A 14,359-nucleotide genomic window follows, 5' to 3' on the forward strand; every position below is an offset into this window, starting at 1 on the left:
TAGAAAGCGAATCCTGCAATGACGCACAGATCCCGCACCCGCACCCGACTGCGCACCGCGCTCCTCGGCGGTGTCGCGCTCGCCCTCGTGCTCAGCGGCTGCTCCGCCGCCGGTGGCGACGGCCGCACGACCCTCACCTTCATGACCTGGGACAACCCCGAGGTCATGGAGCCGGTGGTCGCCGCCTTCGAGGAGGCGAACCCCGACATCCGCATCGAGGTCTCGCACGCCCCTCCGGTGGCCGAGTACATCTCGACGCTGCAGAACCGGCTGCTGGCCGGCACCGCCGCCGACGTCTTCGTGATGGGCTCCGAGAACAAGACGAATCTCATCGACGGCGAGCTCGTCGTCGACATCACCGACGAGCCCTACATGGACGTCGTCGCGCCCCTCAACAAGGAGATCCGCGGCAGGGACGGCCGCACCTACGGCCTCTCGATCTCGTCCTGGTCGACGGGGCTGGCCTACGACGCCGATCTCGTGGCGTCGCTCGGCTACGACGAGTTCCCGACCGAGTGGGACGACTTCGTGCAGCTGCTGCGCGACCTCAAGGAGACGGGCACGACCCCGTACCTCGAGCCGTGGAGCGCGCTGCCCGACAGCATCGCCTCGAGCGTCGGCGCCGCGAACGCCCGCAACGGCGTGAGCGATCTCGACGCCTTCGACGGCGGCGGCTCCTTCGAGGAGAACTGGGCGGAGCCGCTCGGCCAGTGGGCCGAGCTGTTCGACGAGGGCCTGATCTCGCAGGACGTCGTCGGAGTGAACGGCGACCAGGTGCTGGAGGAGTTCGTCACCGGGCGCGCCGCGATGATCCCGATGGGTCCGTGGAACGTCACGAAGGTGCCGGAGCTGAACCCCGACCTGAACTGGGAGATCGCGGGCTTCCCGCAGCCCGACGGCGAGCCCTGGTTCTCGGGCAACGCCTCACCCGGCTGGGTGATCAACGCGAAGGCGAAGCAGCCGGCGGCCGCGCAGGCCTTCCTCGGCTTCCTCGCCAGCCCCGAGGGCGTCGCCGCCTTCCAGAAGGCGACCAACTCGATGACGACGACGACCAACTACGAGCCCGCGATCGACGAGCACCTCGCACCCAACCTGCTCGCTCTGCAGGAGGACCGGGTGTACCTGCCGCAGGCCGCCTGGCCGCGCTACCAGGACGCGCTGAACGTCGAGATGGTCGCGCAGCTGCAGCTGATGGCGCAGGGGCAGCTGACTCCGGCGGAGGTCGGCGCGGCGCTGGACGCGAAGGTCGCGCAGCTCGGGGGCTGACGCTCTCGGCGCCCGGCCTGTCCGGGCCGGGCGCCCCTTGATGACGTATCGACTACGACGAAGGAGACGACATGATCGAGAACCAGACCCGCCGCGGTGGCTTCGTGCCCGCCGGAGGCGCCACCACTGTCCCGCAGGACTGGGGGCGTCTCGAGTGGATGATCGCCGGTTCGGAGGGGAACTCCGACGTCCTCACCGTCGGCAAGTGCTTCATCCAGCCCGGCCGCAACAACCCCGTGCACCACCACCCCAACTGCGACGAGGTGCTCACCGTGATCCGCGGCCGAATCCGCAACCGGGTGAACGACGACTACGTAGAGATGGGCCCCGGCGACACCATCTCGATCCCTCTCGGCGCCACCCACAACGCCGTGAACATCGGCGACGAGGAGTGCGAGCTGCTCATCGTGTTCGACACGGCCGAGCGCGAGGTGATCGGAGAATGAGCGTGTCGCGGCTGGCGTTCTCGAAGTTCTTGGAGCCGGCGGAGGTTCCGGTGCTGGTGTCGAGCTTCCGGGCGGAGGGGTACGAAGGACTGCAGCTGAAAGGGGCGCAGTACGCCGAGTACGTGGGTGATCCCTCTCGTGCCCTCGCCTCGCTGGGAGAGGATCCGGGCATCTACTCGGCGCTGATCACCGGGGATTCTCTGGACGAGGCGGGGCAGGAGCGGATCGCGGCGACCATCGCGTTCGCCGCGGCGGTGGGGGCCGAGCGGATCGTGTTCTGCCACGGGCATCCGCACGAGGGGGTGGATGCTGCGATGCGGCGCTCGTTCGCCTCGACGCTGACCGATATCGCCTCTCGGTCGCGGGACGCCGGCGTGGCGTTCTCGCTGCACCACCACACGGACCAGCCGGTGATGGAGCTCGCGGACTTCCGCGAGTTCTTCGACGGGAGGGAGCCGGGGGTGCTCGGGCTGACCGTCGACACGGCGCATCTGGCGCGCTCGGGGGTCGAGGACCTGCCGGGCTTCATCGACGAGTTCGGGGCCTTCGTGGACAACCTGCACCTGAAGGACTACTCGATCCCGGTCGGGCGGGATGGGGAGTGGCGGGTCGCCGGGGAGGGCGTGCTCGACCTGGGCGGGGTGCTGAAGGCGCTCGGGCGGGCGGCGTACGCCGGGTGGATCTGCGTCGACGAGGAGAGTGAGGCGACGCTGGAGGAGGGGCTGCGGCGGTCGAAGGGGTGGCTGGCGCGGCGGGATCTGGGCGCTGTGCGGTCGCCGGCGTGACCGTCCGCCCGCCGGCTGCGGCTGCCATGGCGTGACCACGAAGTCGACCGGCTCGATCCCGCTCGCCGAGCTGCTGCCGCCGGGCCTCGCCCGCCCTGCTTGAATGAGTCGATGACCTCCCGCGCCGACCACCTCGCCGACTTCGCCGAGTTCCTCACCGCCTCGCCCTCCTCCTTCCACGCCGCGGCGGAGACCGCGCGGCGACTGGCGGCGGCGGGGTTCGAGTCCGTCGACGAGACCGCCGCGTGGCCCTCGGAGCCCGGGCGCTACTTCGTCCTCCGCGACGGGGCGGTCATCGCCTGGCACGTCCCGGCCGGGGCCACCGCGGTGACGCCGTTCCGCATCCTCGGCGCGCACACCGACTCCCCCGGCTTCAAGCTGAAGCCGCGACCGACGGTCGAGTCGAAGGGCTGGCTGCAGGCCGGCGTCGAGGTCTACGGCGGACCGCTGCTCAACTCCTGGCTCGACCGCGAGCTCGAGCTGGCCGGCCGCATCGTCACCCGCGACGGCGCCGAGGTGCTCGTGCGCACCGGCCCGTTCCTGCGCATCCCGCAGCTCGCGATCCACCTCGACCGCGAGGCGAACGACGGCCTGAAGCTCGACCGGCAGAAGCACACCGTCCCCGTCTACGGCCTGGGCGACGCGGACGGGAACGACCTGCTCGAGATCCTCGCCGCGAAGGCCGGGCTCGACGGTGCCGCCGACATCGCCGGCTACGACCTCATCACCGCGGACACCCAGCCGCCCGCGCGCTTCGGCCTCGACGACGCGCTCTTCGCGGCCGGGCGGATGGACGACCTCAGCTCGGTGCACGCGGGGCTCGTCGCGCTGCTCGCGGCGAGCGGCACGGATGCGGACGCCGCCGCCGCGCCGGGGCACATCAGCATGTTCGCCGCCTTCGACCACGAGGAGCTCGGCTCGGCCAGCCGCTCCGGAGCGAGCGGGCCCTTCCTCGAGGACGTGCTCATCCGCGTCGGCGCCGCCCTCGGCGCGGGTGTCGACGAGCGCGCCCGCGCGATGGCGCGGTCCTGGTGCCTCTCCGCCGACGCCGGCCACTCCGTGCACCCGAACTACCCGGAGAAGCACGACCCGGTGAACCAGCCGGTCGCCGGCAAGGGCCCGCTGCTCAAGATCAACGCCTCGCAGCGCTACGCGACCGACGCGCGCGGCGCGGCGCTCTGGGCCGGAGTGTGCGCGCGGGCCGGAGTGGAGTTCCAGGAGTTCGTCTCGAACAACACGGTCCCCTGCGGCTCCACGATCGGGCCGCTCACCGCCACCCGGCTCGGGATCTCGACCGTCGACGTCGGCGTCCCGCTGCTGTCGATGCACTCCGCGCGCGAGCTCGCCCACGTCGACGACCTCGTCGCGCTGACCCGCGCGATCGAGGCGTTCTTCACGTCGGCCGGCTGACGCCGGCGGGCCTGCAGGCCGGCGTCTCGACGGGGGCGGATCTCGATACGCACGCTGCGCGCGCTACTCGATCAGCATGAAAGGGGCGCGCTGCGCGCTCTGCTCGATCAGCACGGGGGGGGCGCTCGACCTGCATGGCGGGGCACTGAGCGCACTGCCCGATCAGCACGGCGGGGCGCTGCGCGCGCTGCTCGATCAGCACGGCGGGGCACTGCGCGATCAGCACGGCGGGGCACTGCGCGCCCTGCCCGATCACAAGGTGCCTCTGCAGCACCATGCTGGTCGAGTAGCCCCGCAGGGGCGTATCGAGACCCGCCCTCCTCGGCAGCGCCGGTCCGGAGACGCGGTCCTCCGACGTGGGCGGGACGGCCCCGCACGGATCGCAACCCCCTTGCCGCGCCACCCGAGCACGGGGTGCCCTGGTGCATGCGCGAAGTGAAGCTCGTCCGTCTCGTCAGCCGTCTCGAGAACGAGGCCGCCCTCGATCCGCTCGTCGACCGGGTCAAGAAGGTGGTCGACGCGGTCATCCGGCCGCAGCCCGTGCGGGACGTGCTGCACGGCGTCCCGATCGGGCACCCGGTGCATCCGCTGCTCGTGCTCGTGCCGACCGGCGCGTGGGTGTCGGCGGCGGTCCTCGATCTGCTGCCCGGCAACGAGCGCGCGGCGCGCACCCTCATCGGCCTGGGGATCGTCAGCGTGCTGCCCACCGCCGCCGCCGGCTACACCGACTGGTCCGAGCTGCATGAGCAGCAGAAGCGCGTCGGGCTCGTCCACGCGGCGGCCAACGTCGCCGGGGCCGTCCTCTACACCGCATCCTTCGTCCAGCGCGTGCGCGGGCGGCGCACCAGCGGGAAGGTGCTCAGCGCGCTCGGTCTCGCGGTCGTCTCCGGCGGCGGCTACCTCGGCGGCCACCTCAGCTACCGCCAGGCGGCCGGCGCGAACCACACCGAGGACGTGCCGCACCGCTTCCCCACCGGCTGGCAGACCCTCGGCCAGCTCGCCGAGCTGCCGCAGAACTCCCCCGTGAAGAGGACCGTCGCCGAGACCCCGCTGCTCGCCGTCCGCCGCGGCGACCGCGTCGACGTCCTCTCGAACGTCTGCAGCCACCTCTCCGGCCCCCTCGACGAGGGCGAGCTCCGCGGCACCGGCGCCGACGCCTGCATCACCTGCCCCTGGCACGCGAGCGCCTTCTCGCTCGAGACCGGCGAGGTCGTCCGCGGCCCCGCCACCTCGCCCCAGCCGCGTTTCGAGACGCGCGTCACCGACGGCCTGGTGGAGGTTCTGCTGCCGCACGCGGGGTGAGCGGGACCCCTGCGGCGCGCCTCAGTCCACTCGCGGCCAGTCGCTCGTCAGCGACGCCTCGATCGCCCGGTGCCGGAACCCGTACAGCTTCCCTCGGTCGATGATCCCGCGGACGGTGTCGAGACGCTGCGCCGTCGTCCCCACCTCCGACGGCTTCGACAGACCGAGCGCGCGGGCGATCCGGGTCAGCGACCGATCGCGGGCCGGCAGAACCGCCATCGCTTCGAGGAAGGCGCGCTCTCGCGCGGGCAGCCGGCCGAGGATCCGCTCGACATGAGCGGCCGCCTCCCGCTGCACGCCTCGCCAGCCCGCAAGCACCTGCCGGCGCGTGATCGTGGCGTCGGTGCCCGCGTACCAAGCGCTCTCCCCGGCCAGCTGGAACAGGAACGGCTCACCCCGGCAGAGGTCGACGATCGCCGCGACGGCGTCGGCCTCCATCCGGATGCGGCCCGTCCCACCCGCGCCGTCCGCGACCTCCCAGCCGGGCAGCACGAAGTCCTGCAGCGCCGCGACGATGTCGTCGTCGTCGATGGCCGTCAGCACGGTCGTCTTGAAGCGGCGAGCGAAGGTGGCGCCCTTCTGGCGGCCGGCGCGGTCCTCGAAGTCGGGCAAGCCGGTGAGGTAGACCGCGATGGGCAGGAAGCGGGTCACCTGTACGCCGCCCGGCAGCGCGACCGTCTCCTCGTGGGTGATGGCATCGCCGAGCGCGATCAGCAGCTGCGAGAGGCCGCTCTCGTCGGCGATGTTCTGCACCTCGTCGAGGTGCACGAGCACGACGACGTCCTGCGCGATCGCGGCCCGGCCCACCTCGACGAGCAGCTCGGTCAGCGCGGTGTGCGCCTCCGGGCCGTCCTGTCCGCGGAGGGTGAGCGACAGCCCGGATGCAGCGACCGCCTGCACGCGCTCGAGGAGGGCCGCGATCCGCTTCTCCCGGGCCGTCGGCAGACCGGCGGCCTCGGCGAGAGCGAGCAGGGCGGCGGCCACGAGCTTCAGCGGGTCGGCGCCCGACGGGATGCGCAGCTGCGGAGTCACCCAGTCGCCGTCCACTGAGGCGTCGCGGGCGATCCGCCGCACCAGGGCGGACTTGCCGAGTCCGGGCTCGCCGAGGATCGTGCGGCCGCGCTCGGGGAGGCCTCGCGCGAGGCGGGGACGGAGCACGTCACGCCAATCGCTCAGCTGCGTCGTCCGCCCCGCCCAGATCTCGGGCACCGCGTCGGAGCCGGGACTGAACGGGTTGTCGAGGGAGTTGCGCATGTTGATAATGTTATCAACTCGACCATCGGCGATAATGTTATCGCCGCTGTGATCGCCCGCTCACCCGCTCCGCCGCTCCTCCGCCAGCGCGGCGAGCTGCTCGCGGCAGCGCGCCAGCAGCGCGTCCTTCTGCTGCTGCGGCTCCAGCGGGTACAGCTCGCCGGGGCGGGTCCAGTCGGCCGTGGCCGGGATCGCGGCCTCCTCGTCGATCCACTCGGAGAAGGCCGTCGTCAGGCGGTCGGCCTCGGCGCGGCGCCCGAGCGCCAGGAGCGCGCGGATCGCGGAGACCGTCTGCTCGTCGTAGTGCGGCGCCGTCACGGCGTCGCCGGTCAGCCCGGCGGCCGCCTCCCAGTCGTCGGCGGCGCCCGCGTCGTCGCCGAGGCGCGCCCGCGCGGCACCGCGGCGGAGCAGCAGCCCGGCGGGGACGGCCGACGGCGGGCGCTCCTCGCCGAGACAGGCGGGCGGCGCGAGGGCGGCGCAGAGGAAGGTCAGCGCATCGGCGGGCGACGACGCGTCGGCGAGCGCGATCATCGTCGCGTCCCAGACCTCGAGCACGCGCCCCTCGGGCACCCGGCTCCCCGGGCCCTCCCCCTGCCCGAGCACCCGGCCCAGCAGCAGGCCCTGAGCGCGACCCGCTCGGCCGTCCGCGACCAGCAGCGCCGCGTACTCGAGGGTCAGATCGTCGCGCTCGAGGACGAGCGCCTCGTTCTCCTCGAGGAGGGCGAGTCGCCCCTCGTGCCCGAGGAGCACCCGGAGCCGGTCGTACTCGACGAGGAGCCCCGCGTCGCCGGGGGCGAGGTGCCGAGCGCGCTCGAGGTAGGCGAGCCCCGCCTCGGCGTCGCCGTACGCGGTGCAGGAGGCCGCCGCCAGCGCGCGCAGCGCGACCACCCGCACCCACGCCCTCGGGTCGTGCGCGGCGGCGGACCACGAGGCAGCGAAGGCGTCCTCGACGCGGCCCACCGCGGAGTACCAGCCGCCGAGGAGGAAGCGGGCGGTGGTGTCCTCGGCGTCGGCCGCCTCCAGCGCCTCGACGTCCTCGAGGCGGACCGGGCGGCAGCCCTCGAGCGGCGCCTGCTGCGCGATCCGCCGGGCGGCCCGTGCCTGGTCGGGCCGACCCTGCCGCTCGTGCAGCAGTGCGGCGTGGTAGTGCACCAGCGGCACCACCCCGGTCCGCTCGGCGGGGGTGCGCCGCGCGGCATCGGCCGCGAGCGCGAGGGCGAGCAGGCGCAGTGCGTCGTCCGGCAGCCCCGCGTCGCGGTACTCCAGCGCGACGTCGAGCAGTGCGTCGGCGTCGGCGTCGAGCGGGCGGCCGGCGAGGTCGCGCGCCCAGTGGTCGAGCGGATCGCGCGCGAGCACGCTCTCGAGCAGCGCCCTCGACTGCTGCGCCCGCCGGCCGCGCCGGAGTACGACGGCGAGCAGGACCGTCGCCCGCGCGTGCTGCCCGTCGATCGCGCGCACCTCGCGCAGCACGGCCTCGGCCTCCTCGAGACGGTCCGCCGCCAGAAGGAGCCGCCCGAGCGCGACACCGGACGCGACGCGCCAGGTTCTCGCCCTCCGCGCCGTGCTCAGAGCCTCGAGCGCCTCCTCCGGCCGTCCCTGCCGGGCGAGGAGCTCGCCCAGCCGGTGGTGCGCCTCGCCGTCGGCCGGCACCACGCCCAGGGAGGTCAGCCGCTCGATCGCGGAGCGGAGGTGGCCCTCCGCCTCGTCGAAGCGGGCCGCGACGGCGAGCGACCGCGCGAGCGCGACATGGCAGCGGGTGTCGCCGGGGTCCCGCCAGACCGCCTCCTCCCAGTAGTGCTCGGGCGCGCATCCGGAGCGCGGGCGCTCCTCGAGGTGCAGACCGAGGAGGAACAGCTCGTCGTTGGACGCGACGTCCTCCGGAGCGGGTGGCGGGGGCGGAGGCGCAGCGCTTCCCCTGGACGTTCCACTGGTACTGTCTGCGGAAATGGCAGCGCTGTCATCGAGCATGACGCCCAGTCAAGATGAGATCCGAGGCCGGAACGGAGGACGGAACCCGTGGAACTTCTGGACGGAACGCTGATGAGGTGCGCACGGACGCCGACGATCCTCGGGGCGGGCTTCCCGGGCGAGACGATGCACGTCCTGCCGCGCCCCCGCGTCCGGGAGGCGCTGACGCAGCCGGGGACGTCGCACCTCCTGGTCACCGACTGCGGCCACTTCCCCGAGGCGCGCGGGCACGGACGAGTGCGCACCAGCCCGATCGCGGACGCCGTCGTCCTGGTCTGCACCCGGGGTTCCGGCTGGTGCACGACGGCGGCGGGCACCTTCGCCGTGACCGCGGGGCAGATCGTCCTGCTGCCGCCCGGTGAGCCGCACGGCTACGGGGCCGATGCCGCCGACCCGTGGACGCTGTGGTGGCTGCACCTCGCCGGCAGCGATCTGCCCGAGTTCCTGCAGGCCGCGCGCGCCACGGTCGACGCTCCGGTGCGCACCCTGTCCGACGTCTACGCCGCGGTCGCGCTGATCTCGGCGGCGATCACGCACCTGGGCTGCGACTCGACGACGAACAGCCTGCTCGCCGCATCGGGCGCCGGCTGGCACCTGCTGGCGATCCTCGCCTCGGACCGCCCGCCCGGCGACGCGCGCAGCACCGCCCTCGACCGGGCCGCGCAGTTCCTCCACGACCACCCCGCCGAGCGGATCGAGGTGGCGGAGCTCGCCTCGATGGCGTGCCTGAGCCCGTCGCACTTCGCGGCCCTCTTCCGGCGCCGCTTCGGGATGCCGGTGCTGCAGTACCGGACCGAGCTGCGGATGGCGCGGGCCCGCGAGCTGCTCGACATGACGGAGCGGCCGATCGCCGAGGTGGCCGCCGCGGCCGGCTACGAGGACTCCTTCTACTTCGCCCGGCAGTTCAAGCGGATCCACGGCCTGACTCCGCACGCGTACCGGACGCGGAACTGAGCGGAGCGGAACCGAGCGGCGCGGAGGACAGCGGCGCGGGCCCGGTCTCCCCGAGCTCCCCGGACGCCAGGACGAGGCCGTTCAGCCGCCGCTGCAGCTCGACGTTCGACCAGCCCGGGTGCTGCGGCGCGGAGTTGGAGCCGACGAGCGTTCCCCAGTAGCCGAGGTCGATGCAGCGCTGGACCGCGTAGCCGGCGAGGACCCGGCCGGCCGGCCCGTCCTCGAACTCCGCCTCCAACGGCGTGTAGCCGATCCAGCCCTCGCCGACCACGGCGGGGATTCCGCGGCGGCGCGCCCAGGTCGCGACCGCGCGCAGCCGGACGTCGATCGCCTCCCGCATCGCGACCTCGTAGCGGCCGTAGTGCGAGTAGAGCCAGGAGTCCCACGCGACCGGATCGACCCGGTCGTAGGCGTAGAACATGCTCGGGCTGATGCCGGTCGCCGCGAGCCGCCACGGTTCGACGGTGTGCGCCAGGGCGTCGAACTCGGGCGCCCCCTCGCGCAGCAGCGATCTCAGCTCGGCGCTCGGGAACACCGGCGGCTCGGCCCGCACTCCCGCCCACTCCTCCAGCGCCGCGAGGACCCCGTAGACGTAGAAGTGCACGTGCGCGACCTGCGCGTTCTCCGGCACGGAGTCGAGGTCGAGGTACGGCGGGATCCCGTAGCAGACGGTCGACAGGACGTCCGGATGATCCGCCTGCAGGATCTCCAGGGCGGCGGTCAGGTACGGCTTCTGCGCCCAGAAGGTGTCGAGCCCCTCCGCCGGCACCTCGCCGAGCCGGGACAGGTCGACCTCGTTGTGCACCTCGACGTAGGCGATGCGATCGGCCAGCCCCTCGGCCTCGAGGAAGGCGATCAGCCGCGATTCGGCGCGGGCGAGAGCCTCGTGTCGCTCGGTCGGCGGGATCGCCGTCAGCAGGTCGTGCCAGGACGAGTCGCTGAGGAACGCGGGGCTCTGCTGGTACTCCCAGGAGGAGACGATGACGAACACGTCGTGCGCGGCGGCCTGGCGGAACAGCTCGACCAGGCGCGCCCGCAGGTCGAGCACGGCGCCGCCGACGGCGTCGTACCAGCGCGTGCCCCGGCCGACGTCACCGCCCATGTTCGAGAAGCGCAGCTGCGAGGTGTCGATCGAGTGGTCGCCGAACAGCAGGAGCGGAGCCGCGCAGATCCGGACCGTGTTGCAGCCGCGCTCCACCGCCTCGTCGAACGCGCGCCCGAGGTCGTGGAAGGGCTCGCCCGGCATCGTCCGCGTGTACCAGGAGAAGTCCCAGAGCGAGAGGGTCAGCCGCGGCGGCAGGTGAGCGGGCGGGTGGGGTGAGCGGGTCGCGCGGGTCATGCCGGGTGCTCCTTCGGGCCGGAACGGTGCTCCCACGCTAGGCCTCGTGCCGCCCGATCCACACGGGCGATCCTCCGCAGAAGACTGGAGGATTCGCCGATCACCCAGGAACTGCCACGGATGCCCTGTCCGCGCCACCTGGACGATGGGACGGTCGACCGACCGGCGCGGTGCGAACGCGCCGAGGGTCAGCCGCGCGGTGCCGCGACGGACCCGCCCGGGCGCCACGGCCCGCCGATGCGCTCCTGGAGCAGCGGCGCGGCCGGATCGGCGAGGCGGGCGAGCAGCGCCTCCACCCCGCGGCGGCCGAGGGCGTGGCCCGGCGCGACGAGCAGGTCGAGCGCGGGGTCGGCGAGGTCCGCGACGTCGGGGTCGGAGGCGAGCAGCACGATCGAGAGGTCCTCGGGCACCCGCACGCCGCGGTGGCGCAGCTCGTGCGCGAAGCCGACGGCCGCGCCGCCGTTGATCACCAGCACCGCCGTCGCCGTCTCCGGGTCGAGCGAGCGGGCCAGCGCGCGCCCGCCGGCGGGCGTCTCCTCGCAGCGCAGGTGCGCGGCGGTCAGGCCGCGGGCCGCGGCCGCCCGCTCGAACGCCTCCCGGGTCCGCGCGTAGGGGCCGAAGTCGGCGCCGCCCTCCGGCCCGAGCACGAGCGCGACCCGGCGGTGCCCCAGGGCGGTCAGGCGCTCGAGCGCCTCCTCGACCATGCCCTCGAAGTCGATGTCCACCCAGTCGAGCGCCGAGGGATCGCGGGTGCGGCCGAGCAGGGCGAACGGGGTGCCGGAGTCGCGCAGGACCGCCACCCGCTCGTCGTCCGAGGTCACCTGCATCAGCACGACGCCGTCGAGCAGGCCGTCGGCACGCAGATCGGCGAGCTTCTCCGCGCCGCCGACCGTGGGCCAGAGCACGATCGAGTAGCCGCTCTCGGCGGCCGCCTCGGCGGCGCCGGCGAGGAACGTCGTCGCGGTGTTCAGCGGACGCGAGGGGACCAGCGGGTAGACGATCGCGATCATCATCGAGCGCCGGCGGGCCAGCGCGCGGGCGAGGGCGTGCGGGCGGTAGCCGAGCTCGCGCATCGCCTCGCGGACCCGCTCAGCCGTCTCCGGCGAGACCGGCTTGCTGGCGTTGACGACGAAGGAGACGGTCGCGATCGACACGCCCGCGCGGCGCGCGACGTCCTGCATGGTCGCCATCGCGTCTCCCTCCGCTCGACGCGCCCCGCCGCGGTTGACGCGGGGGCGCGGTGTCCCGCAGTCTAGGAGCACTCGCCGGTAAAGCGCTTAACCGCTGCACCGGCGCACTCGACACCTCCGACGAAGAAGGACCCTCCGTGACCACACCCGCCGCTCCCCTCCGCGTCCTCGTCTGGGGCGAGAACCGCCACGAGCAGATCGAGGAGAAGGTCCGCGCGATCTACCCCGACGGCATGCACACGACGATCGCCGCCGGCATCACCGAGAACCTCGGCGAGCGCGCGACCGTCTCGACCACCACGCTCGACGAGCCCGAGCACGGCCTCACCGAGGAGGTCCTCGCCGGCACCGACGTGCTGGTCTGGTGGGGCCACATGGCGCACGACGCCGTCGCCGACGAGATCGTCGAGCGCGTGCAGCGCCACGTCCTCTCCGGCATGGGGCTCGTCGTCCTGCACTCCGGCCACTGGTCGAAGATCTTCGGGAAGCTGATGGGCACCACCTGCACGCTGCGCTGGCGCTCGGCCGAGGACCGCGAGATGGTCTGGACCGTCGACCCGACGCACCCCATCGCGCAGGGCGTGCCGCACCCCTTCACGATCCCGCAGCAGGAGATGTACGGCGAGTTCTTCGACGTCCCCGCGCCCGACGAGCTGGTCTTCCTCTCCACCTTCTCCGGCGGCGAGGTGTTCCGCTCCGGGATGACCTGGAAGCGCGGCCACGGCCGGATCTTCTTCTTCTCGCCCGGCGACCAGGACTTCCCCGTCTACCACCACGCCGACGTCCGCCGCGTGATCGCGAACGGCGTCGAGTGGGCGCACTCCGACCGCCCCGAGCGCCGCCTGCCCGTGCTGCAGCGCTACGAGTCCGGCGAGTTCTTCGCCGGCGAGGACTACCAGGGGGCGCTCGTCCGATGACCGTCCGTCTCGTCCAGGTCGGAGCGGGCGCCATGGGGCGCGCGTGGATCCGCACCATCCGCGACCACCCCGACGCCGAGCTGGTCGGCCTCGTCGACCTCGACGTCGCGCTCGCCGAGCGGGCCGCCGAGGAGGAGGGGGTCGGGCCGATCGCGGTCGGCAGCTCCGTCGCCGAGGTCGCCGCGCGCTCCGGCGCCGACGCGGTCGTCAACGTCACCGTGCCGCGCGCGCACCTGCCGGTGAGCAGCGAGGCGCTCTTCGCGGGGCTGCCGGTGCTGTCGGAGAAGCCGATCGCGCCGACGATCGCCGAGTCGCTGATCCTCGCCGCGACGAGCGAGGTCGCCGGGCGGCTGCTGATGACCAGCCAGTCGCGGCGGTACTACCCCGCGATCGCGGCGTTCCGCGAGCAGGTCGCCGGGCTCGGAGAGCTCGGAACGGCGTCGGTCCTGTTCGCGAAGGCGCCGCACTTCGGCGGCTTCCGCGAGGAGATGCCGCACGTGCTGCTGGTCGACATGGCGATCCACGCCTTCGACGCGGCGCGCTACGTCCTGGACCGCGACCCGGTCGCCGTCTACTGCGAGGAGTACAACCCGGGCTGGAGCTGGTACGCCGACGGTGCCGCGGCGAGCGCCGTCTTCGAGTTCGCCGGCGGCGTCCGCTTCAGCTACACCGGCAGCTGGTGCGCCGACGGGCTCGAGACGTCCTGGAACGGCGACTGGCGCGTGACCGGCGCGGGCGGCACCGCGCACTGGGACGGCGACGGCGCGCCCTCCTGGCAGGCACAGGAGTCGGAGGCGGTGCAGACCGCGACGCTCGAGCCCGGCCCGCAGGAGATCGCCGGCTCGCTCGCCGAGTTCGTGCGCGTGCTGGGGACCGGCGCCGTGCCCTCGGGCGAGGTGCACGCGAACGTGCGGAGCCTCGCGATGGTCGAGGCGGCGGTGCGCTCCTCCGAGACGGGCGCGCGCGTCCGCATCGACGACGTCCTCGAGGAGGGCTACGCCGAGGCCCTCGGCCTCGCGCGCGACGAGCGCGTGCGCGCCGCCCTGGCCGGCTGGGGCTCGGCGGCGGCAGGCCTCGCGGCCCGCTGACCCGACGGGCGAGGGCGCGCGGACCCATGCTGGTCGAGTAGCCGCGGCACGCGGCCCCATTCATGCTGGTCGAGTAGCCGCGGCACGCGGCGTATCGAGACCCACCGTCCTCAGCAGGACGGCTCTGCAGACTCCACTTCTGGCGCGGGCTGATCTCGATACGGCCGCTCCGCGCCCTACTCGATCAGCATGCATTCCCCCGCGCGGACAAGGTCGGCACGCCCCCTTCCATGCTGGTCGAGTAGCCGCGGCACGCGGCGTATCGAGACCCACCGTCCCCAGCAGGACGGCTCTGCAGACCCCTCTTCTGACGCAGGTGGATCTCGTCACGGCCGCTCCGCGCCCTACTCGATCAGCATGCATCCCCCGCACGTCGGCGCTCCATGCTGGTCGAGTAGCCGCGGCACGCGGCGTATCGAGACCCAGCCGCCCCCGGGCGT

Annotated in this window: 12 protein-coding genes; 8 read left to right on the forward strand and 4 right to left on the reverse strand. The window is 73.4% G+C overall.

Going from position 1 to position 14,359, the window contains the following annotated elements; translation table 11 throughout:
• Positions 1 to 18 precede the first annotated feature (18 nt).
• The 5 genes from MT351_RS10220 (at position 19) to MT351_RS10240 (ending at position 5,209) form a co-directional block, all read left to right on the forward strand.
• On the forward strand, positions 19 to 1,266 hold the full coding sequence (locus MT351_RS10220) for an ABC transporter substrate-binding protein (protein WP_243582111.1): 1,248 nt from the start codon (positions 19 to 21) through the stop codon (positions 1,264 to 1,266).
• 71 nt (positions 1,267 to 1,337) lie between these two features.
• The gene (locus MT351_RS10225; RefSeq protein ID WP_132436793.1) at positions 1,338 to 1,712 is read left to right on the forward strand and encodes a cupin domain-containing protein; all 375 of its coding nucleotides are present in this window, start codon (positions 1,338 to 1,340) and stop codon (positions 1,710 to 1,712) included.
• Entirely contained in the window at positions 1,709 to 2,497 is a 789-nt protein-coding gene (locus tag MT351_RS10230; protein WP_132436791.1) for a sugar phosphate isomerase/epimerase, read from the forward strand. The genes MT351_RS10225 and MT351_RS10230 overlap by 4 nt, the downstream gene beginning before the upstream one ends.
• A gap of 111 nt (positions 2,498 to 2,608) precedes the next feature.
• Positions 2,609 to 3,907 carry a M18 family aminopeptidase gene (locus tag MT351_RS10235; protein WP_243582112.1) on the forward strand — a complete coding sequence of 433 codons (1,299 nt, stop codon included), beginning with the start codon at positions 2,609 to 2,611 and terminating at the stop codon, positions 3,905 to 3,907.
• A gap of 426 nt (positions 3,908 to 4,333) precedes the next feature.
• Positions 4,334 to 5,209, forward strand: coding sequence for a Rieske 2Fe-2S domain-containing protein (locus tag MT351_RS10240; protein ID WP_243582113.1), 876 nt, complete (start codon positions 4,334 to 4,336; stop codon positions 5,207 to 5,209).
• Positions 5,210 to 5,230: 21 nt separating this feature from the next.
• Here the strand turns inward: MT351_RS10240 and MT351_RS10245 are convergent, their stop codons facing one another.
• Together MT351_RS10245 and MT351_RS10250 are read right to left on the reverse strand one after the other, a co-directional pair.
• A complete protein-coding gene (locus MT351_RS10245) occupies positions 5,231 to 6,463 on the reverse strand; it encodes an AAA family ATPase (RefSeq protein ID WP_132436785.1) in 1,233 nt (410 codons plus the stop codon).
• A 60-nt stretch (positions 6,464 to 6,523) separates the two neighbouring features.
• Positions 6,524 to 8,431, reverse strand: a complete 1,908-nt coding sequence (locus MT351_RS10250) for a tetratricopeptide repeat protein (protein ID WP_132436783.1) — start codon at positions 8,429 to 8,431, stop codon at positions 6,524 to 6,526.
• A 72-nt stretch (positions 8,432 to 8,503) separates the two neighbouring features.
• On the opposite strand from MT351_RS10250, the gene MT351_RS10255 reads away from it, so the two are divergent.
• Entirely contained in the window at positions 8,504 to 9,385 is an 882-nt protein-coding gene (locus MT351_RS10255) for an AraC family transcriptional regulator (RefSeq protein WP_132436781.1), read from the forward strand.
• Here the strand turns inward: MT351_RS10255 and MT351_RS10260 are convergent.
• Positions 9,336 to 10,724, reverse strand: coding sequence for a cellulase-like family protein (locus tag MT351_RS10260; protein WP_243582114.1), 1,389 nt, complete (start codon positions 10,722 to 10,724; stop codon positions 9,336 to 9,338). The two genes, MT351_RS10255 and MT351_RS10260, sit on opposite strands and share 50 nt — an antisense overlap.
• 188 nt (positions 10,725 to 10,912) lie before the next feature.
• Complete coding sequence (locus tag MT351_RS10265) at positions 10,913 to 11,914, reverse strand: LacI family DNA-binding transcriptional regulator (RefSeq protein ID WP_243582115.1); 1,002 nt, start codon at positions 11,912 to 11,914, stop codon at positions 10,913 to 10,915.
• A 137-nt stretch (positions 11,915 to 12,051) separates the two neighbouring features.
• Here MT351_RS10265 and MT351_RS10270 point away from each other — a divergent pair, with 137 nt between their 5' ends.
• Positions 12,052 to 12,831: a ThuA domain-containing protein gene (locus MT351_RS10270; protein WP_123736395.1), complete on the forward strand. Its 780-nt coding sequence runs from the start codon at positions 12,052 to 12,054 to the stop codon at positions 12,829 to 12,831.
• The gene (locus tag MT351_RS10275; protein ID WP_123736396.1) at positions 12,828 to 13,919 is read left to right on the forward strand and encodes a Gfo/Idh/MocA family protein; all 1,092 of its coding nucleotides are present in this window, start codon (positions 12,828 to 12,830) and stop codon (positions 13,917 to 13,919) included. Before MT351_RS10270 ends, MT351_RS10275 begins: the two co-directional genes overlap by 4 nt.
• The last annotated feature ends 440 nt before the right edge of the window (positions 13,920 to 14,359 follow it).

The sequence above is a fragment of the Rathayibacter sp. VKM Ac-2926 genome, assembly GCF_022815565.1.
GTDB classification, from domain to species: Bacteria; Actinomycetota; Actinomycetes; order Actinomycetales; family Microbacteriaceae; genus Rathayibacter; species Rathayibacter festucae.